The sequence below is a fragment of the Streptococcus oralis genome (assembly GCF_026782285.1).
Taxonomy (GTDB): Bacteria; Bacillota; Bacilli; order Lactobacillales; family Streptococcaceae; genus Streptococcus; species Streptococcus oralis_CG.
Genome location: NZ_JAKUWG010000002.1, coordinates 20436 through 40291 on the forward strand (window position 1 = coordinate 20436; position 19856 = coordinate 40291).

Annotated in this window: 16 protein-coding genes, 2 tRNA genes, 3 pseudogenes and 2 other annotated features; of the genes and pseudogenes, 8 read left to right on the top strand and 13 right to left on the bottom strand. The window is 40.9% G+C overall.

Translation table 11 applies throughout. The annotated features are described in order from the left end of the window. Positions 1-65 precede the first annotated feature (65 nt). From MK403_RS01195 to MK403_RS01210, 4 genes are all read left to right on the top strand, one after another. Positions 66-1337 (top strand): replication-associated recombination protein A, encoded by a 1272-nt coding sequence (locus MK403_RS01195; protein WP_033630115.1) that lies wholly within the window; start codon positions 66-68, stop codon positions 1335-1337. Between the two features lie 264 nt (positions 1338-1601). After that, positions 1602-1674, top strand: a tRNA-Lys gene (locus MK403_RS01200). A gap of 352 nt (positions 1675-2026) precedes the next feature. After that, positions 2027-2542, top strand: a complete 516-nt coding sequence (locus MK403_RS01205) for a DUF308 domain-containing protein (RefSeq protein ID WP_000672740.1) — start codon at positions 2027-2029, stop codon at positions 2540-2542. 62 nt (positions 2543-2604) lie between these two features. Beyond that, positions 2605-2677, top strand: a tRNA-Lys gene (locus MK403_RS01210). A gap of 138 nt (positions 2678-2815) precedes the next feature. Here MK403_RS01210 and MK403_RS01215 read toward each other — a convergent pair. After that, positions 2816-3905: pseudogene (locus tag MK403_RS01215) on the bottom strand (AI-2E family transporter). Positions 3906-3914: 9 nt separating this feature from the next. Beyond that, positions 3915-5205 (bottom strand): annotated as a pseudogene (locus MK403_RS01220) (DUF308 domain-containing protein). Positions 5206-6009: 804 nt separating this feature from the next. Between MK403_RS01220 and MK403_RS01225 the strand changes: the two are divergent. Beyond that, entirely contained in the window at positions 6010-7155 is a 1146-nt protein-coding gene (locus MK403_RS01225; protein ID WP_268708702.1) for a low temperature requirement protein A, read from the top strand. Between the two features lie 358 nt (positions 7156-7513). Here MK403_RS01225 and MK403_RS01230 read toward each other — a convergent pair whose 3' ends face one another. Next, positions 7514-7969, bottom strand: coding sequence for a GNAT family N-acetyltransferase (locus MK403_RS01230; protein WP_268708703.1), 456 nt, complete (start codon positions 7967-7969; stop codon positions 7514-7516). Between the two features lie 69 nt (positions 7970-8038). On the opposite strand from MK403_RS01230, the gene MK403_RS01235 reads away from it, so the two are divergent. Continuing rightward, a complete protein-coding gene (locus MK403_RS01235) occupies positions 8039-8701 on the top strand; it encodes a prepilin peptidase (protein ID WP_268708704.1) in 663 nt (220 codons plus the stop codon). On the opposite strand, the gene MK403_RS01240 is transcribed toward MK403_RS01235, so the two are convergent. After that, positions 8690-9145, bottom strand: coding sequence for an effector binding domain-containing protein (locus MK403_RS01240; protein WP_000682684.1), 456 nt, complete (start codon positions 9143-9145; stop codon positions 8690-8692). The two genes, MK403_RS01235 and MK403_RS01240, sit on opposite strands and share 12 nt — an antisense overlap. A gap of 78 nt (positions 9146-9223) precedes the next feature. Between MK403_RS01240 and MK403_RS01245 the strand changes: the two genes are divergently transcribed. Together MK403_RS01245 and MK403_RS01250 are read left to right on the top strand one after the other, a co-directional pair. After that, positions 9224-10123 carry a helix-turn-helix transcriptional regulator gene (locus tag MK403_RS01245; RefSeq protein ID WP_000687279.1) on the top strand — a complete coding sequence of 300 codons (900 nt, stop codon included), beginning with the start codon at positions 9224-9226 and terminating at the stop codon, positions 10121-10123. A gap of 34 nt (positions 10124-10157) precedes the next feature. Then, a pseudogene (locus MK403_RS01250) lies at positions 10158-10241 on the top strand (prepilin peptidase); the annotation flags it as partial. Here the strand turns inward: MK403_RS01250 and trpA are convergent. The 9 genes from trpA to MK403_RS01295 all read right to left on the bottom strand — a co-directional run bounded on the left by trpA (position 10213) and on the right by MK403_RS01295 (position 19826). Continuing rightward, on the bottom strand, positions 10213-10989 hold the full coding sequence (trpA, locus tag MK403_RS01255; protein ID WP_061453330.1) for a tryptophan synthase subunit alpha: 777 nt from the start codon (positions 10987-10989) through the stop codon (positions 10213-10215). The pseudogene MK403_RS01250 and the gene trpA overlap by 29 nt on opposite strands. Beyond that, the gene (trpB, locus tag MK403_RS01260) at positions 10982-12205 is read right to left on the bottom strand and encodes a tryptophan synthase subunit beta (protein ID WP_268708705.1); all 1224 of its coding nucleotides are present in this window, start codon (positions 12203-12205) and stop codon (positions 10982-10984) included. The genes trpA and trpB (MK403_RS01260) overlap by 8 nt, the downstream gene beginning before the upstream one ends. Continuing rightward, positions 12183-12782 carry a phosphoribosylanthranilate isomerase gene (locus tag MK403_RS01265; protein ID WP_061453329.1) on the bottom strand — a complete coding sequence of 200 codons (600 nt, stop codon included), beginning with the start codon at positions 12780-12782 and terminating at the stop codon, positions 12183-12185. Before MK403_RS01265 ends, trpB (MK403_RS01260) begins: the two co-directional genes overlap by 23 nt. Then, complete coding sequence (gene trpC / locus MK403_RS01270; protein ID WP_268708706.1) at positions 12769-13536, bottom strand: indole-3-glycerol phosphate synthase TrpC; 768 nt, start codon at positions 13534-13536, stop codon at positions 12769-12771. Before trpC ends, MK403_RS01265 begins: the two co-directional genes overlap by 14 nt. Further along, positions 13533-14537 (bottom strand): anthranilate phosphoribosyltransferase, encoded by a 1005-nt coding sequence (gene trpD / locus MK403_RS01275; RefSeq protein ID WP_268708707.1) that lies wholly within the window; start codon positions 14535-14537, stop codon positions 13533-13535. The genes trpC and trpD overlap by 4 nt, the downstream gene beginning before the upstream one ends. Positions 14538-14547: 10 nt before the next feature. Beyond that, positions 14548-15114 (bottom strand): aminodeoxychorismate/anthranilate synthase component II, encoded by a 567-nt coding sequence (locus MK403_RS01280; RefSeq protein ID WP_268708708.1) that lies wholly within the window; start codon positions 15112-15114, stop codon positions 14548-14550. Then, a complete protein-coding gene (gene trpE / locus MK403_RS01285) occupies positions 15111-16472 on the bottom strand; it encodes an anthranilate synthase component I (RefSeq protein WP_268708709.1) in 1362 nt (453 codons plus the stop codon). The genes MK403_RS01280 and trpE overlap by 4 nt, the downstream gene beginning before the upstream one ends. Before the next feature lie 392 nt (positions 16473-16864). Then, positions 16865-17090 (bottom strand) — a binding site (T-box leader). After that, positions 17087-18265, bottom strand: a complete 1179-nt coding sequence (trpB, locus tag MK403_RS01290) for a tryptophan synthase subunit beta (protein WP_045592556.1) — start codon at positions 18263-18265, stop codon at positions 17087-17089. Its footprint overlaps the feature before it by 4 nt. 66 nt (positions 18266-18331) lie before the next feature. Continuing rightward, positions 18332-18557 (bottom strand) — a binding site (T-box leader). Between the two features lie 42 nt (positions 18558-18599). Further along, positions 18600-19826 carry a DegT/DnrJ/EryC1/StrS family aminotransferase gene (locus MK403_RS01295; protein WP_268708710.1) on the bottom strand — a complete coding sequence of 409 codons (1227 nt, stop codon included), beginning with the start codon at positions 19824-19826 and terminating at the stop codon, positions 18600-18602. Positions 19827-19856: the final 30 nt, after the last annotated feature.

A 19856-nucleotide genomic window follows, 5' to 3' on the forward strand; every position in this document is an offset into this window, starting at 1 on the left:
TGCTAAAATAGATACTACCATCTTACCATATATACATCAGAAAATCCACGTTAGAAAGGACTGCTATGCCTGACAATCTCGCGCTTCGCATGCGCCCTAAAACCATCGACCAGGTCATCGGTCAAGAGCATCTGGTAGGACCTGGAAAAATTATCCGTCGTATGGTGGAGGCCAACCGCCTGTCCTCCATGATTCTCTACGGACCTCCAGGAATCGGCAAAACCAGTATCGCCTCTGCCATCGCTGGAACGACCAAGTATGCCTTTCGGGCCTTCAATGCCACTGTTGATAGTAAAAAACGTCTCCAAGAAATCGCTGAAGAGGCTAAATTCTCAGGTGGCCTTGTACTGCTACTAGACGAGATTCATCGTCTTGACAAGACTAAGCAAGACTTTCTTCTACCACTCTTAGAAAGTGGTCTGGTCATCATGATTGGTGCTACGACTGAAAATCCCTTCTTTTCTGTCACTCCTGCCATCCGTAGCCGTGTTCAAATTTTTGAGTTGGAACCTCTGTCTAACCAAGACGTCAAAGAGGCTCTTCAGATAGCTCTAACTGACCCTGAGCGTGGTTTTGATTTTCCAGTTGAGCTAGATGAGGATGCGCTGGATTTCATCGCAACTTCTACAAACGGAGATCTTCGCTCTGCCTTCAACTCACTTGACTTGGCTGTTCTTTCTACTCCCGAAAATGACAAGGGCATCCGTCATATCACTCTTGATATCATGGAAAACAGCCTGCAGAGGAGTTACATTACCATGGATAAGGATGGGGACGGTCACTACGATGTCCTTTCAGCACTGCAAAAGTCCATCCGTGGCTCGGATGTTGATGCCAGTCTCCACTACGCGGCCCGCTTGATTGAGGCTGGGGATCTGCCTAGTCTCGCTCGTCGCTTGACTGTTATTGCTTATGAAGATATCGGTTTGGCCAATCCTGAAGCTCAGATTCATACCGTAACTGCTCTAGATGCTGCTCAAAAGATTGGCTTTCCAGAAGCTCGCATTCTCATTGCCAATGTCGTGATTGATTTGGCCCTCTCTCCAAAATCCAACTCAGCCTATGTGGCCATGGACAAGGCCCTTGCTGATCTCAAAACATCAGGGCATTTGCCTATCCCTCGACACCTGCGCGATGGCCACTACAGTGGAAGCAAGGAACTAGGGAATGCGCAAAACTATCTCTATCCGCACAACTATCCTGGACACTGGGTCAAACAAGATTACTTGCCAGAAAAAATTCGAGATCATCACTACTTCTCTCCAGAAGATACTGGCAAGTACGAACGGGCCTTGGCTCAAAGAAAGGAAGCTATCGACCGTTTGCGAAAAATCTGAAATCCTTTTCAAAAAATTGCACTTTCCTCTTGATTTTTTTTGAAAAAGTGGTATCATATAAACATAGAAACGCTGTGGTGTACGACTTCACACTTAAGTGTTGACCGACTATTTTTTGTATTATTAGGGAAACAAAAGTCTTCTAACAGCATGTAGGCCGTCTCACACGGAAACAGCTTCAGTTAGAGCGAGTTGCCCACCTGCTTAATTGCGCGGGTTCAATACAAACCGTGAAGTTTCGGCACCAATACAGCTTTTTTCTTTGCCTCCTTAGCTCAGCTGGCAGAGCAGCGGACTCTTAATCCGTGGGTCACAGGTTCGATCCCTGTAGGGGGCATCTAAATCAACAGGAAAAAGCCTTGAGTTCCAAGGCTTTTTTGCTTATCTATAACTGATTTGCCTCATCATTTGTCCCACATTTTAAATCTATCTTTTCTTTTTGAATCAAATTACATCTTTACAAATAGTGTAAAGCCAGTTACTTTTGCTTTGATGCCATACAATATTTTCATGTAGAGAAGACAAATTTTATCTTCTCTTTTTATTTTCAAAATAATAAAAACTGATTTTCTTTTCATAAATCAGACTGAAACTTCCAAATTTTCCATTTTGTTTATTGACATTTCCTCTAAAAAGGTGTATAATATTTTTATTATCAAACTATACTATACTATATAGGGGGTATTGAAATGAAATTTTCTAATCGTTTACTGCTATTCCTTGCAGGAGTTGTTTTTGTCCTTTTAGGACTTTTCCTATTTACAAACCCAGTAGCTAATCTTGTTGCTTACAGCTGGTGGATTGCATTTGGTTTACTGGTTTCTTCTATAGCAGCTATTTTAGGCTATTTCTCTGTACCAAAAGAGCTTCGCTCACCAGCTCATCTTTTCCAAGGGATTGTTAATCTTCTCTTAGCTCTTTACCTCGTTGCCTATGGCTTTGTGACGCTGCCAGTTGTCATTCCAACTATTTTAGGAATTTGGTTAATTGTAGAAGCCATTATAGTTTTCTTTAAAGGCAATCGTTTGGGATTGATTTTCCCTATTATTGGCAACCATATCATGTGGATAGCGTTGCTTGCATTTTTACTAGGTCTAGTGATTTTGTTCAATCCAGTAGCTACAAGTGTCTTTGTCGTTTATGTCGTTGCCTTTGCATTTTTAATTGTTGGTTTCACCTATATCCTTGATGCCTTTCGTAAATAATCTAGCTGCCATTTTGGGCATATTAAAAAAGCTGGGAAGTTACATTCTCAGCTTTTTCTGTTGCTTCCTTAGCTCAGTTGGTAGAGCAGTAGACTCTTAAGCTATGGGGCGCAGGTTCGAGCCCTGCAGGGGGCATCTAAATCAACAGAAATAAGCCTTGAAACCAAGGCTTTTTTTAACGTCTAATAGCTTTTTGTAGAAAAGTATTTAAAAATAAAAGAGAAGAGAATCTCTCACTCTCTTCTCAGTATATCTTATTAAATTTAGTTTTTCTTAATCTAGCTGATTTTCCTTTGCAACGACAAATTCCTTAACCAATCGATAGATAACAGCAAATATCGGTGTAAAGAATATCATCCCAAGTAAGCCAAAGAGATTGCCTCCAATACTAGCAGCCGCAAGCGTGAAAATAGCTGGCAAACCAATAGATTGACCTACAACTCTAGGATAAATAAGGTTTCCTTCAATCAGCTGTATAACTTGATATAGAAGAAGAGAAAGTAAGGCTTGAGTAGGACTCACTGTGAAGATAAAAATCGCTCCCACAACACAAGCAATCATAGGCCCTACATAAGGAATGAACGATAGCACTCCTGCAAATATACCTGTCATTACCCCCATAAGGTAGTCCAAACAGGCTGTAGCCAACCGCTATCATAACTCCTATGATGACTGCTTCAATCAGCTGACTCATCAAAAATTGGTCATAAGTCTCTAGTGCTACTTGTCCAATGTAAGTTAACTTTGTCACCACTTTCTCTGGAAATATAACTTTTAGAAGTCTACTCGTCATCGCTGCCAGATGTTCCTTACTGGATAAAAATAAAAAGGTAAATACTATAATCAGAAAGGTATTCATTATACTTGAAAAAATATTTCCTATATTACTAGTCAGACCGGATAAGAAGGTTATCAAAGCTTGACTAATAGAGCTAGACTGTCCCTGAATTCCTGATACGATAGTTGACAGCATGTCTTTGGTTACAAATTCCGAGCTGTCTAGCAATTTCCCAAGTTGAGTCAGGACTGTTGAAAGGACTGCTCCCAGCTGACTAATAGTCTGAGCAAGGGTTGGAAGCACCAAAACCAAAAGACAGATCACGATTAAGATAAGAGATAGGAAAACAAGCACCATAGCAATCGGACGGCGCAACCCTGCCTTTACCTTCATTTTAACTAGGAATTCTTCAATTTTTTTCATGGGAACATTGAGCACAAAAGCAATGACAGCACCATAAATCAAGGTAGAAGTTACTTCAAAGAGAGATACTGCCCCTGATATAAAGCTTGATGCATTCAGAATTACAAGAGTAACCAGCCCTATAAAAAGTATTAATGGGGTGTATTTTTTTACTAAATTCATAAATTCTCCTTAATAAACATGTTTAGATACGACTATACTATTTGGTTTTTCAAACTCTCGGTCAAGGTAAGCTTGGTAAGTTCCTGGTGCGATAAATCCTTTGGGTGAGAGGATATCGGTGCCAGCCTGACCGACTATGGTATCAGCCAAGAGCACACAGTTTGTAGATAAGACAAAGTAGGATTTAAACTTAGATTTGATAAATTTATAAAGTTCCCCATCTGTCTCATGTCTGATTTTATAAGCGTAGGTGTAGTCTTCCTTACCATCACCTGTCATGATTTTATCTGCACTTGGCTCCCATGGAATCGTCAGTTGTTTCAATTCAGCCAACTTTTTCTGAACTGCTTTTTCCATTTCAGGCGTCAAATCTATCCCATAACCAAAAAGCGTTTTTTGACTCTCACGTTTACATAGGTCAATGTACTTGTCACGATCACAGAAATATAAGACACCATCTCCTACCATGCCAAATAAGGTCTCAGAAGACGGATCATAGTTGCCATAAGAAATAACACGGCCTTGATAGCAGATATCCACATGACCAATTGCCGAAAACAGGGAGGTCTCAGCTGTATGAACAAAAATTTCTAGCTCTGCTGTCTTACCAGACTTCACTATTCCAAGATGGATATCTTCTTCCCCATCAGCATTTTCCAGCATAAATTTGTTAATTTTTGCTAAAGTTCTTGCAGGGATGAGAGCGGCTAGGACAATAGGTAAGCTAATTCTAATGCGACGTTTGAGATGGTTTTTCCCAATTTCCCCTTCAAATAAGAAACCGTCACGGATATTGGACAGACCATAAAGGAAAAAATAAGCCCCTAAAACAAAGAGTTGAAAGACAGAATTTCCCGTAGAGGACAAAAGACTAGCTCCACCAAGAAAAACTAGTAGAATACCATCTAGTAAGAGACGAAAACGAGGTCGAATATTATTTTTACGGTAGAGAACATAGGTGACAAGATTAATCGTGGCCCTAAAAATCTGATAAACTCCAATCACAAGAGCCAGAACATAAATCGGTATATCAGTCGCAAGATTAGAACCTAGCAAATATCCCAGCACTAACAATTTAACCAGTGCAACTCCCAAGGTATCCGTTGACTGGCTTTTTTTGAAAACTCTTAATAGCAAATCTACGACCGTTGCTATCCAAGCTAAAAACAGAACCAGGCGAATAACTGTTACTGGCAACCAAGTTCCCCGTGACCATCAAGATGAGACCTAGCAGAACAAACAAGAACCCCTGAGCAAGTAATTTCTTACCTGTCAGACCTAAAGATAGAATTTTCGCCATATAAAAACCTTTCAACAATAAAAATTAAACACTCCGATTAAACTGACTAGTAAATAGCCAACACTACAAACAGCCTGTGCCAGCAACATATGGTGACTAGAAATGACTGTAGTAATGTCACCATCTTGTCTTATGCACTTCTAAAATTTGTTATATTGATTAGAAACCAGAGCTTATAAAAACTAGCTAAACTCGAGAGATAGACACAATTGCGACGAAAAAATGTATAACCAATTCAACTTGTTAAGGTAAGAAAGCATTATTTCCAATCTATTAATTATTCATCTATTACCTATTATGACACAATATTCCCTATAGTTCAACTTTTTACTTGTTTTTATATTACACGGACTAAAAAGTTTTCAACAGTTGATTGCATTTGTTTTAATAAGTTTTAACCTTTCTTGGTTAGATAAAAAAAGAACCATACAGTTTAGAATCTGTATGGTTTTTGCCCCACTTTTGTCCCATTTTTAAATCATGACATTGAAAATACCTAAAATCACTTATATTTCAATATTTTTAATTGCTCTCAATATGAAAGTCCTTTCCAAATCCCTGTAGGGGGCATCTAAATACAACAGGAAAAAGCCTTGATTTACTAGGCTTTTTTGTGTAGTCTTAGCACTAAAAAACGATAGAAAAAACACCCCTTCTGAACTGCACCCCAAAAGTTAGACAGAAAAAACCTAACTTTTGTGGCGCAGTTCATTCGCGTCACATGAAGTTATTTAAGCATCTCCCTTTTTTTATTACCATTTTCTGTTATAATAAATTGTACTTCTAAAATAGAAAGGTCTTAAGATGACAACTCTTATTAAACATAAACGTGTAGAATTTTCAGAACTTTTTTATGACCTAGTTTTTGTTTTTGCAATTTCAAAAGTAACTACTTTAATTGACCATCTTCATAACGGTATTTTGACTTGGAATTCTTTCCTTGATTTTTTCATTGCTACTTTGTTTCTCATCGATTCCTGGATGATTCAAACCGATTATACCAATCGCTATGGAAAGAACTCTTTATTTAACATAGTAATCATGTTTATCAAAATGGGAATTTTACTCTTTATAGCCAATATGATTGGACCTGATTGGCAACAATATTTTCATTATCTCTGTTGGGCTATTGGTACATTAACCCTTACCTTATTTTTTCAATATTTGGTTGAATTTTTTAGAAAATCAACCGATGATGCTAATCGGGAAAGTATCAAAGGTTTTCTATGGATAACAGGTCTAGGAAGTTTAGGATTCTATCTAGCAGCTCTTCTTCCTATTTACCTTAGAGTCTATATCTTATTTGCTAGTATTCTGCTAACATTTATTATGCCAAGTATCTTGCTTAATAAAGATAAGCATTACCAGGTAAATCTCCCCCATTTAATCGAGCGCATCTCCCTTCTTGTCATTATTACGTTTGGAGAGATGATTACGGAGCTAGCTAACTTCTTTACAATCGAGAATTTCTCGATTTATTCGGTTCTTTATTTCATTATTATGATTTCTCTGTTCTTGTTTTATTTTGGTCAATTCGACCATGCTATTGATGAAAAATCTAATCAAAAGGGACTATTTCTAATTTACAGTCACTATCCTATTTTCATTGGACTTATTATGATGACCGTTTCGATGAGTTTTCTTCTGAATCCTGAAGCTAATCTTCTCTTTGCAACCAGCTTCTCTTATATCGGATTTGGCCTCTTTCAAGCTGCTGTCCTAGTAAATGGGCCCTATAACAAACACTATCTTCGCTATTCGAAAAGTTACTACTGTGTCCAAGCGACACTCTATCTGGCTGCCTTGATTCTCTCTTTAATCTTTGCTTTTAATCCTATAATAGTAGTGAGTATAACAACCATTTTAGCTCTAGCTATAGCCATTCATTTTATTTATTTTTATATGACACAGAATAAAAAATATTCCAAATCTAACTGGGGATTATTTTAATGAGTTTATAACATTAAAAAGCTTTGGGAACCAAGGCTTTTTTTTCATTAATTTGTTTTTCTATTTTATCCTCCAATTTGATCTCGCACTGACATTTGTTTATAACAAAACTATATATCTAGAATAGCATAAACATTAGGTATTATAGGTTTTCAAACCAAATACGAGTCATTCGTTTTTGCCCCACTTTTGCCACGTTTTTAAATCCTGACATTGAAAACACCTAAAAGTATTTCCCTAAAATCAGCTATATTTCAACATTTTTGTTTATTTTCAATATGAAAAGTTCTTACAAATTCATGCAGGGGGCATATAAATACAACAGGAAAAAGCCTTGGTTTCAAGGCTTTTTTACTTTCTATCTCCCCTTTTTCATGATGTATTTTCGTATAGGTGTTTCAACCATTTGAACGATTTCAAATCCTTCTTTTTGGTAAAGCTTGTAAGCTGTTTGATTTGCCTCGTAGACATTTAGAGAAATAGTATCTATGTCTTCATTCTCAAAGGCCAAACCAACAAATTTCCTTAAAGCCTGACTACCTAAGCCTTGCCCCTGCTTCTGAGGGTTGATAAAAAATCTCCCGATATGAAGATTCCTGTCTTCTAGCCTGATTTTCTGGATAAGCCCCACAAACTCTTGTCCATCAAAGATTGAAAAGATTCCTTCCAAATCTTGCAAGATTTGAATTGTTAAGGGAAAAGGAATCATTGGTCCCATCCATTGTTCTTGAAAGGATTTGCCAAGGGAGTTAGACCATTGGCATATGAGCTGAGCATTTTCTATGCTCACATTTTCTTCAAAACGAATTGTCATCTTGACCTCACTATCTTATCTATGTTTCTCCATTATACTACTTCTTCTATTTTTTACGAATAGATAAGTATGATTAATCTTTATTTTTTTCTTGTCGGGAGCATTCTCGCTTCCTTTCTAGGTTTGGTCATTGACCGTTTCCCTGAGCAATCCATTATTCGACCAGCTAGTCACTGCGATTCCTGTCAGACTCGCTTGCGCCCCTTAGATTTGATTCCTATCCTTTCGCAGGTGGTTAATCGCTTTCGCTGTCGCTACTGCAAGATTCGCTATCCATTCTGGTATGTCCTCTTTGAATTGGGCTTAGGGCTCCTCTTTCTGACTTGGTCTTGGGGCTTGCTTTCCTTGGGTCAAGTCATTCTACTCACTGCTGGTTTGACCTTGGGCATCTATGACTTTCGCCATCAGGAATATCCTTTACTGGTCTGGCTGACTTTCCATCTACTCCTCATGGCTTTCTGTGGTTGGAACCTGATTATGATCTTCTTCCTTGTCCTTGGAATTTTTGCTCATTTTGTCGATATTCGCATGGGAGCGGGAGACTTTCTCTTTCTATCATCTTGTGCGCTCGTCTTTAGCACGACAGAACTACTCATCTTAATTCAGTTTGCTTCGGCGACAGGAATTCTAGCCTTTCTCCTCCAAAAGAAAAAGGAAAGACTTCCTTTTGTGCCTTTCCTCTTACTTGCTGCGACTATAATAATTTTCTATCAGTTCTTATTAGTTTGTTGAATTGGGAACCCAAAGCTCAACTTCTGCATCCATGGGATTACCGTTTAAAAGTATTTCTAAGATAATTCCATCATTGTAAAGCGAACTATATTCTCCCTCAAAAAAGTTATCCTCCAATTTATCAAACAAGAGTCTTGATTTATCACCACTGGCTGAGCTTACTAAATAATCTTTCTCTGGGACAAGAATGCTTTCGTAACCTGCCACAGCATTATTTGCCGCAACTCCTGCGTAGTATTGTATACCATCTTTGTGAGGAACTATCAAAGCATAGCCTCTTTTATCTAGAGAATGGGGCATCAATTTTCCTAGCATTCCTTCTTTAAATAACTGAGTATAGAATGCCGTTTTCTCTTTAGAATAGTGATGTTCATGAACTGTAGTTCCTTCTATCAAAATACTCTTGCCAACTAAGGTAAACGATGGTTTAGTTTGATGTTTCATTATATGAACTCCTTTCTTTATGGTATAATCATAACAAAAGTAATATGACAACTATCTGTCATATTTAAGGAGAAAATTATGAAAATCGACCGTCAAATGGGGATTATTTCTCATTTAGTAAATAAACGAAAAACAACAGCTAAAGAATTATCAGAACTTTTTAAAGTCAGCACACGAACTATTATGAGAGATATTGATGATTTATCTCTTGCAGGCATTCCTCTCTATGTAATGAAAGGAAAAAATGGAGGCATTTTTCTTATGGAAGACTTCCAAACTGACAAACCTCCCCTGACCCAATCCGAACGGCTTTCGATCGAATCTGGTTTAAAAAGCCGTTATCAAGTATTGGAAGATGCCTCTACTTTCAATGCTATATTGAAATTAAATGCTACCAATACATACTCTGATTTCGAAATTGATTTATCTCTATCTCAAGGGAACTTGGAAATACGAACTTTGATTTTTAAGTTATTGGAAGCTATCAGAGGTAGAGTAAAAATAAAATTTTCCTATATTAATTCACAAGGACTGGTGAGTCAAAAAAATTGTGAGCCTTACCGTATTGTCTATAAGGACCGGAGTTGGTATATGGACGCCTACGATACTGATAAAGCGCGTTTTTCTGTTTTTAAAGTTGCTAGAATTAGTGAACTTACTCTCTCCGATACTTTTTCAAAAAGACATTTTACACCACTTCCCTATGATGGTGGTGCTTGGATGAATGAAAACAAAGTACCTGTCATCCTGCATGTCCAGAAAATTGTTCTTGATCGATTTGTGGAACTTTTAGGCTATAATGCCATAAAACCTATTAATAGCGATATTTACGAGATTACTTATCCGTTAAACGACAATGATTGGGGATACAATACCTTGCTTGCTTTTGGAAAATACATCACTGTTATATCTCCTAAGCATTTCCTGAAACATTTCACCAACTATATAGATACCATTCATAAGCAATACCCAAACTAATATTCAACTGTCATTCATGAACTTATACCCTTAAAAGAAAAAGGAAAGACTTCCTTTTGTGCCTTTCCTCTTACTTGCTGCTTGTGTGATTATTTTTGGTAAGCTACTGCTTGTTTAATAAAGTCCTCAATCGGCTCTCCTTGGTGGAGAGCTTTTACAATTTTCGAACCGACGATGACGCCATCTGATACTGCATTGAAGCGTTCTACATCAGCCTGACTAGACACACCAAAACCTGTCAAGACTGGGATGTCAGCTACTTGATGCAATTGTGCCAAGTGCTTGTCCAAGTCTGCACGGTAATTTCCTGACTTACCTGTCACCCCGTTGACGGCAACGGCGTAGACGAAGCCTTCTGCCCCTTTAATCAATTCTTTCTGACGCTCCAGTCCTGTTGTCAAACTAACTAGGGGAATCAAGGCGATGTCTGTATCCGCCAAAAAGGGCTCTACAAAATTGGCATGCTCATGAGGCAGGTCTGGGATAATCAAGCCCTTAACCGCTGTATCTGCCAAATCTTTGACAAAGTTCTCCACACCGTACTGAAAGAGGGGGTTGAAGTAGGTCATGATGACAAGTGGAACTTCTGTTTGAATAGTTTTCAAGGTTTCAACCAAAGCCTTGGTAGAAGTACCATGAGCTAGACTGCGCAAGCCGGCTTCTTCGATAACAGGTCCATCTGCAACAGGGTCTGAAAAGGGAATGCCCACTTCAATAGCAGAGACATTCAAATCTTCCAAAAAGTGGATTGTTTCACCGAGTCCATCCAAACCTTTCTCGTGGTCTCCAGCCATGATATAGGGAACGAAAATTCCTTTTCCAGCTGCTTTGATAGCATTCAATTTTTCTGTTAGTGTCTTAGACATGAGCTTCTCCCTTCTTTGCTGCATCTGCTTCCAAGCGGTCTTTGACTTGAACCACATCCTTGTCCCCACGACCTGATAGACAGACAATCATGGATTTGTCTGGTCCAAGTTCTTTGGCCAATTTCACTGCAAAAGCGATAGCATGACTAGATTCCAGGGCAGGGATAATCCCTTCCACACGAGACAAGAGTTGGAATCCTTCCAAGGCTTCTTCGTCTGTCACAGGGACATAGCTGGCACGTTTGATATCGTGGTAGTGAGAATGTTCTGGACCGATACCAGGATAGTCCAATCCTGCTGAGATAGAGAAGGCTTCAAGAATTTGACCATGAGCATCTTGGAGGACATCCATGAGGGAACCGTGAAGGATCCCTGGACGACCCTTGGTCAGGGTAGATGCATAGTGTTCTGTATCCACACCAAGCCCTGCTGCCTCAGCCCCATACATAGCTACAGACTCATCTTCTACAAATGGATGGAAGAGACCGATAGCATTTGAACCACCACCAACACAGGCTACTAGGGCATCTGGAAGATCTTGACCTGTCAAATCGCGATACTGTTGTTTAGCCTCTCGACCAATGACACTCTGGAAGTCACGAACGATTTCTGGGAAAGGATGAGGCCCCAAGGCAGAACCTAGGATATAGTGGGTATCATCGATATTTGCCACCCATGAACGAAGGGCTGCATTGACCGCATCTTTTAGCACACGCGAACCATCTATCACTGCCTCTACCTTGGCTCCCAAAAGCTCCATACGGAAGACATTAAGGGCTTGGCGTTTGACATCTTCCTCACCCATGTAGATGGTACATTCCATGTTAAAGAGGGCTGCAGCTGTTGCAGTTGCCACACCATGCTGACCAGCACCCGTTTCAGCGATAATTTTCTTTTTGCCCATGCGTTTGGCAAGCAAAACTTGTCCCAAGGCATTGTTAATCTTGTGGGCCCCTGTATGGTTGAGGTCTTCCCGTTTGAGGTAAATCTTGGCTCCACCGATATGCTGGGTCAGGTTTTTTGCATAGTAAAGAGGCGTTTCACGTCCTACATACTGGCGCAAGAGCTGGTTTAATTCCTCTTGGAAACTGGGGTCTGCCTGACTTTCACGGTAGGCTTTTTCCAATTCCAAAACTGCTGTCATCAATGTTTCTGGGACGAAACGTCCGCCGAATTTTCCGTAAAATCCATCTTTATTTGGTTCTTGATATGCCATGCTTTACACTCTCTATAAATCTTCTAATCTTTTCATGATCTTTTTGTCCATCTGTCTCCACTCCGCTTGATACATCTACTGCATAGGGAGTAAAGTGTTGAATTGCTTTTACTACATTATCTTCATTAAGCCCACCTGCGATAAAGAAGGGCTGAGCTAGTCCTGTCGTATCCAGTTGGCCCCAGTCAAATATCTGGCCACTCCCAGCAACAGGGGCATCAAAGAGTAGATAATCTGCCTGAGAATTTGGCACATGACCATTTCTATCCACTTGCACCGCCTGAATGCTGGCACAAGGCAAATTCTCAAGCAAACCATCCCCTACCTGACCATGAACTTGAATCAAGTCCAAGCCAACTTCTTCAATCGTTTCTAGCAGTTGAGCCCGACTTGGTGAAACAAATACACCAACCTTTTTAACATTAGCAGGAATGAGCTTTGCCAGCTCAGCAGCCTGTTCCAAGGTCACCTGTCTTTTACTGGGTGCGAAGACAAAACCGATGTAATCCGCCCCTGCTGATACGGCTGTCTCTACCGCTTCTGTGGTCGATAGTCCACAAATCTTAACCTTTGTCAATTTGCAACTCCTTGATTCTCTGGGCTACATCTTCTGCCTGCATGAGAGCTGTTCCAACTAAAATTCCGTTAAAGTATGGTGCAACGCGTTTTGCATCCTGCCCTGTGAAAATGGCAGATTCAGAAATGTAATAGCGACCTTCCTTAAAGTGCTGGGCCAAGTCCACACTGGTCTGCAAGTCGACTTCAAAAGTCGTCAAGTTGCGATTATTAATCCCAATAATCTCCGCACCAAGTCTGTGGGCCACTTCTAGTTCAGCTAGATTGTGAGTTTCCACCAAGACTTCCAGACCAAGCTCTGTCGCGTAGTCATACAGTTCCTTGAGGCGTTCTTCTGACAAGGCAGCCACGATGAGCAAGATAACTGTCGCGCCGGCATTGCGAGCACGGATGATTTGCTTTTCATCGATGATAAAGTCCTTGTTCAGCGTCGGAATCTCTACCTGACTAGAAATCTCTCGTAGATAATCCAAATGTCCTTTAAAGAAAACCTCATCTGTCAAAACAGAAATCATCACTGCGCCATTTGTTTCATAAGTCTGGGCCTGTTGCACAATATCCACATCGAGATTGATATCTCCCAGACTAGGGCTAGCCTTCTTGACCTCAGCGATTACCTGTAAACGGTCCTGGTGATTCTTCAAAAATTCTGCCAAGCGATAAGTCTGGCGCAAGGGCTGGATTTCCTCCAGCTCCATTTGCTCGACCTCACGCGCCTTCTGCTCCAAAATTCGTGCTAAAAATTCCTGACTCATTTTTGGTACTCCTGTAACAGTCTAAGTTTTTCAAGGGCCTTGCCACTAGCAATCACTTGACGGGCCAAGGCAACTCCCTCCTTGATGCTAGCTACCTTACCATTAGCATAGAAACCAAGACCAGCATTTAGAACTGTCGTTTCCAAGAATGGACTTGGTTCGTTTTGAAGAACGCTGAGCAAAATTTCTGCATTTTCCTGAGCATTGCCTCCTCGAATATCTTCGATAGCGTAGCGTTTCATCCCCAAATCTTCTGGAGTAAAGCTTGATAAGGTGATTTGGCCATTTTCCAGAAGAGCAATCTTGGTTGTTCCGTTCAAGCCAGCTTCATCCAAGCCTTCTGGTCCAGCTACCACGATGGCACGTTTGCGACCCATATTTTTCAAAACCTGAGCTGTACTTTCTAGGAGTTCTGGACGACTAATACCAAGAAGCTGTGTTTCCAAAGCCATTGGGTGAATCAGGGGACCAGTCAAGTTCATAATCGTTGGAATTCCTAGTTCCAAACGAGCTGGCATGATGTACTTCATAGCTGGATGCATATTTTTAGCAAAGAGAAAGACGATTCCAGTTTTATCAAAAACCTTACCTAGTTCAGCTGGTTTGAGATCAAGATTGATACCCAATGCTTGAAGGACATCTGCCGAACCTGATTTAGAAGAAATCGAACGGTTACCGTGCTTGGCCATGTGAATACCACCACCTGCCAAGACAAAGGCTGCAGTTGTGGAAATGTTAAAACTGAAAGACTTATCTCCACCAGTACCACAGTTGTCCATGGCATCATGAATTTCAGTTGGAATGTGTTGGGCATGCCCTCTCATGACTTGTGCAATGGCTGTGCGTTCTTCCGGTGTTTCCCCCTTCATCTTAAGAGCTAAAAGGAGAGAAGCAATCTGCGCTTCTGTTACGCGCCCTGTTACAATACGCTCAATGACATCCGTCATTTCCACACCTGATAAATTTTCAAATTTTGCTAATTTTTCAATAATCTCTTTCATATAGACAACCTCACTTTACAACCCTATCGATAAAATTCCGAATAGAAGACAAGCCATCTGGCGTTCCAATACTCTCTGGATGGTACTGGAAGCCATAAATTGGAAGGCTTTTGTGTTGAATACCCATAATGGCTTGGTCATCGGTCGAACGAGCTGTCACTTCAAAGTCTTCAGGCATTTCTTCAATCAAAATACTGTGGTAACGCATGACCGGATGACCATCCTCAATGCCTTGATACAAAACAGATGGCGCTTCAAAGTTGATATGGCTCTGTTTCCCATGCATGACTTTGGGAGCCAAACCTAGTTTACCGCCAAAAACTTCTGCGATAGCTTGATGACCCAAACAAATCCCAAGAATCGGCTTCTTACCAGCAAAGTCACGAATCATGTCTTCCATCTTACCAGCATCAACTGGCCAACCAGGACCGGGAGAAAAGACCAGACCATCTGCTTTTTCAGCTTCTTCATACAGCTTGGGATCATCATTTCTCAAGACCTGCACTTCTGCAAAATTCCCAATGTATTGGGCCAAGTTATAGGTAAAAGAATCATAGTTATCAATCAATAAAATCATGGTCTTAGTTCTCCAATTCTAGTCATAGATTTAGCCTTGTTAATGGTTTCTTGGTATTCGTTTTGGGCGATGGAGTCATAGACAATCCCTGCCCCAGCCTGCACATAGGCTGTTTGATTTTTAAGAATCATGGTTCGGATGGCAATGGCCAAATCCATATCACCCGTCGCAGACAAGTAGCCGATTGCTCCTGCGTATACGCCTCGTTTTTCCGTTTCCAGTTCATAGATGCGTCTCATGGCCCGAATCTTTGGTGCTCCTGAAACTGTTCCAGCTGGAAGTGTAGCTTTCAAGGCATCCATGGCAGTAAGTTCGGGAAGCAAACGTCCTTTCACCACGCTGGTCAAATGCATGACATAACGGAAAAGCTCCACTTCCATATACTTGGTGACTTGAACACTTGCCGTTTCAGAGATGTGGCCAATATCGTTACGCCCCAAGTCTACCAACATTCGATGTTCTGCTGTTTCCTTCTCATCGGACAGGAGGTCTGTCGCCAAGGCCTTATCCTCTTCTTCCGTTGCTCCTCTTGGTCGCGTTCCCGCAATCGGATTGGTTGTCACGATGCCATTTTTGACAGAAACCAAACTTTCTGGACTGGCACCGATGATTTGATAATCCCCAAAATCATAGAAATAGAGGTAATTAGATGGGTTGGTCACGCGGAGATTTCTGTAGAAGTCAAATGGATTTCCAGTAACTTCTGCTGAGAAACGTTGACTGAGCACGCATTGGAACATATCACCATTACGAATCAAGTCACGAGCGGTTTCCACCATTTCCTCAAACTTCTGAGGAGCAATGTGCGGTTTGAAGTCCAGCGGAGATAAATCCAAATCTTCAAATTCATTTGGAGCAGGAATGCGTAATTCCTCAAGCACCTGGTTCAAGGCTTCTTCCAAGTCTTCTTGACTGCGCTCACTATAGAGAGCATCTTCGATGACATGGATTTTCTCCTTCTTGTGGTCAAAGACCATGTAACTCTCATAGACAAAGAAATGCATGTCTGGCGTCCCAATTGTATCCTTAGGGATTTGACCAATTTCTTCATAGAGCGAAATCATATCGTAACCAACAAAGCCAATAGCTCCCCCACCAAAAGGTAGGTCTGAATGGTGCTGGCTCTTATGAGTCACTTCATAAAGGAAATCCAAGGGATCACGATCAATCACTTGCCCATTTTGATAAAGAACTCCATTTTCAAACTGAATCTCAAAAACAGGATTATAGGCTAGGATAGAAAAACGAGCTGTTTCCTTGTCTCTCGGAATACTCTCTAGGATCACCTTGTGTTTTCCCTTTAGGCGCATATAAGCCAAGATTGGTGATAAGACATCTCCATGAATGATTCGTTCCATTGTAATTTCCCTTTCGATTCTTTTCTTTATAGACTTTTAGTCTTAATTTATTATCTTTTTTCTATTTCCCTTAAATAGTGCGGACGGGAGGTAAAATTATCCAGTGGATGATTTTAGAAATCCATGAAATGAAAGACCTAATTTTCGAGCTCCTGGCTCATTGATTTCTAGGCTCAGAGTAAAATAGTTCCCCGAACTATTTTACTCTCAAAAATTCCGTTCTAGATAAGCATCTTTGCTTCTCTAGAATACCACTATGGCGGGAAATAGCGGTTCAATGCTCACTTCGTTCGCAAATATTTTATAGAAATCTATCTATTGATGAAGCATAATTTAAAACTGATGACCATATCTACGATAAATATATAAAAATCCCCACGCAAACTAACTTGCGTGAGGACGAAATTCGCGGTGCCACCTCAATTATAAGATTTCTCCTATCTCTCATTCCTGTCTCAGATACCTCTTGTAACAGGCTGTGCGATAAAGGGCACTCCCTTGAGAATTATGTTTTCTTCTCTCGTTTCAGATGGACCCAACCTTACAGCTTTCTCTGCTTGTTTCCAGCAACCACAAGCTCTCTGTGAGAGAAAGGACTGTAATTTTTCCATCTATTATTTTTTAGCTTCTAGGTAGTCTGCAATTGCAGCTACGTCCTTGTCTCCACGACCAGAGACATTGATGATGATAATCTCATCTTTACTTAGTTTCGGTGCACGTTTAACTGCTTCTGCGATAGCGTGTGAACTTTCGATCGCTGGGATAATCCCTTCTGTCTTGCTGAGAAGGAGCAGGGCTTGGACAGCTTCTTCATCCGTCGCTGCCACATATTCCACGCGACCAGAGTCTTTAAAGTAGGCGTGTTCTGGGCCAACGCCTGGATAATCCAAACCAGCTGAGATAGAGTAAACTGGCGCCAGCTCTCCGTCTTCCTTAAAGACTGCATAGGTCTTCATTCCGTCGACAATACCGACACTACCTTTTGTCATAGTAGCTGCGTGCTTGTCTGTATCAAGTCCATGACCAGCAGCTTCGACCCCAACCAATTTAACTTCTTCATCAGCCACATACTGTGAAAAAGCACCAATGGCATTGGAACCACCACCTACACAGGCAATAACGTAGTCTGGCAAGCGACCTTCTTTTTCCAAGATTTGACGACGAGATTCTTCACTGATGACCTTTTGGAACTCATGGACAATGGTTGGATACGGATGAGGTCCCACAGCAGATCCTAAAACATAGAAGGCTTCAAGGTCATTCATCCATGCTCCAAAGGCTGCATCAACCGCATCCTTAAGAGTTCTCGTTCCCGTTTCAACTGCGTGCACAGTTGCTCCCATCATCTCCATACGGAAAACATTGAGACGTTGACGTTCCACATCTTCTGCCCCCATGTAGACATCACAGGCCATACCAAACTTAGCTGCAGCTGCTGCCGTCGCAACCCCGTGCTGACCAGCCCCTGTTTCTGCGATAACCCGTTTTTTGCCCATACGTTTAGCAAGTAAGATTTGTCCTAAAACGTTATTGAGCTTGTGAGAACCCAGATGGTTAAGGTCTTCGCGCTTGAGATAAATCTTAGCGCCACCTAGGTGATCTGTCAAACTTTCCGCAAAATAAAGCGGTGTTTCGCGACCTGAATAATCCTTCAAGTAATGGCGAAATTCTGCCAAAAATTCTGGATCATCCTTGTACTTGTCAAATGTCACTTCCAACTCATCCAACAAAGCCTGAATCGGCTCCGGTACAAAACTACCACCAAATTGTCCAAAATAACCTTTAGTTGTCATAAAATTTTTCCTCTTTCAGTATTGATTTTAAGATATGAAAAAAGCCCACACACAGAAAACAATCTGTGTGAGGGCGTTGGTAACGCGGTGCCACCTCAATTATAAAGGGACTATTCCCCTTTACATCTCTGCCTTGTCTAACAACAAGTTGCACTGTAAGGTGTGCGCACCGAATTTTCATTGTTTCAAATTCATTTTTAAAATCAGCCCACTTTCACTACTTCCAACCACCTGTTCACAATCACCACAGGCTCCCTGAAGATCAAACATAGTTACTTTTCTGATTTGTTGAGAATATTATATGCTATTGTCCGCTTTTTGTCAAGATTTTTTATTATTTTTTTCCAGAACCGAGGATTTCTTCAGAAATTCTCACCAAAGTCTGAACGATGTAATCAACTTCTTCATCGCTTAATTTTGTATGAAGAGGAAGCGTAATTTCATTTTCAAAGAAGGCATAGGCTCTTGGATAATCTGCCATATCAAAACCAAGATTCTTATAGGCTGTCAAGAGAGGAAGCGGTTTGTAGTGTACATTACTTGCAATTCCTGCTTTAGCCAATTCTTGGATGATGAGGTTGCGTTCTTCTAAACTTGCTCCTTCTACATGGGTGATGTAGAGGTGACGACAAGATTCGACAGTATCAGTCTTGTGTGCCAATGGGTGAATACGAGTACCCGCAAAACCACGATCATAACGGTCCACGATGTCCTTACGACGTTGCAACAAACCAGGGTAACGGACCAATTGTACCAAACCAAGTGAAGCCATGATATCAGTCATATTGCACTTGTAGGCTGGCGTTACGATATCGTATTCCCAAGAACCCAATTGCATCTTGGCAAGGGCGTCTTTGGTTTGACCATGAAGGGAAAGGATTTGAAATTCCTTGTACATCTCTTCGTCGTCAATCGCTGGATTGGCTTTCCAAGTGGCACTTCCTCCCTCAGCAGTTGTAAAGTTCTTAACGGCATGGAATGAGAAGGAAGTAAAGTCAGCAATAGAACCAGCTGGTTGCCCTTTATAAGTAGATCCCAAAGCATGGGCACTATCAGAGACAATCACGATACGGTTAAATGCCTTTTGCCACTTGCCAGTAGCTGCAAAGAGATCACGTTTTTTCTCCACGACTTGGAACAAACGATCATAGTCGCAAACAATCCCTGCAAGCTCAACCGGAATAATCACCTTAGTCTTTTCAGTAATGGCTTGCTCAAGTAGGTCATAATCCATCTCAAAAGTATCTGCTTGGATATCCACCATGACAGGAGTTGCTCCTACGTGTGTGATGACACTACATGAAGCTGTATAAGTCATAGCTGGAACGATGACTTCATCACCAGGTCCCACTTCCAAAACACGCAAAATCAACTCAAGAGCGGCAGTCGCAGAGTTGAGGCAGACAGTCTTAGGTGTCTGTGTGTATTGAGACAAGCGACGCTCCAGTTCTTTTGTCTTAGGACCTGTTGTGATCCAACCAGAACGAAGGGTGTTCGCTACTTCAGCAATTTCAGCTTCGGTAATATCGGGTGGTGAAAATGGAATATTGTAATTTGGCATTGATTTGCTCCTTTTATCTGTACTCATTTT

Coding starts and splice junctions, on each gene's coding strand:
- MK403_RS01195 (WP_033630115.1), top strand. CDS start 66: ATGCCTGACAATCTCGCGCTTCGCATGCGCCCTAAAACCATCGACCAG.
- MK403_RS01205 (WP_000672740.1), top strand. CDS start 2,027: ATGAAATTTTCTAATCGTTTACTGCTATTCCTTGCAGGAGTTGTTTTT.
- MK403_RS01225 (WP_268708702.1), top strand. CDS start 6,010: ATGACAACTCTTATTAAACATAAACGTGTAGAATTTTCAGAACTTTTT.
- MK403_RS01230 (WP_268708703.1), bottom strand. CDS start 7,969: ATGACAATTCGTTTTGAAGAAAATGTGAGCATAGAAAATGCTCAGCTC.
- MK403_RS01235 (WP_268708704.1), top strand. CDS start 8,039: ATGATTAATCTTTATTTTTTTCTTGTCGGGAGCATTCTCGCTTCCTTT.
- MK403_RS01240 (WP_000682684.1), bottom strand. CDS start 9,145: ATGAAACATCAAACTAAACCATCGTTTACCTTAGTTGGCAAGAGTATT.
- MK403_RS01245 (WP_000687279.1), top strand. CDS start 9,224: ATGAAAATCGACCGTCAAATGGGGATTATTTCTCATTTAGTAAATAAA.
- trpA (WP_061453330.1), bottom strand. CDS start 10,989: ATGTCTAAGACACTAACAGAAAAATTGAATGCTATCAAAGCAGCTGGA.
- trpB (WP_268708705.1), bottom strand. CDS start 12,205: ATGGCATATCAAGAACCAAATAAAGATGGATTTTACGGAAAATTCGGC.
- trpC (WP_268708706.1), bottom strand. CDS start 13,536: ATGAGTCAGGAATTTTTAGCACGAATTTTGGAGCAGAAGGCGCGTGAG.
- trpD (WP_268708707.1), bottom strand. CDS start 14,537: ATGAAAGAGATTATTGAAAAATTAGCAAAATTTGAAAATTTATCAGGT.
- MK403_RS01280 (WP_268708708.1), bottom strand. CDS start 15,114: ATGATTTTATTGATTGATAACTATGATTCTTTTACCTATAACTTGGCC.
- trpE (WP_268708709.1), bottom strand. CDS start 16,472: ATGGAACGAATCATTCATGGAGATGTCTTATCACCAATCTTGGCTTAT.
- trpB (WP_045592556.1), bottom strand. CDS start 18,265: ATGACAACTAAAGGTTATTTTGGACAATTTGGTGGTAGTTTTGTACCG.
- MK403_RS01295 (WP_268708710.1), bottom strand. CDS start 19,826: ATGCCAAATTACAATATTCCATTTTCACCACCCGATATTACCGAAGCT.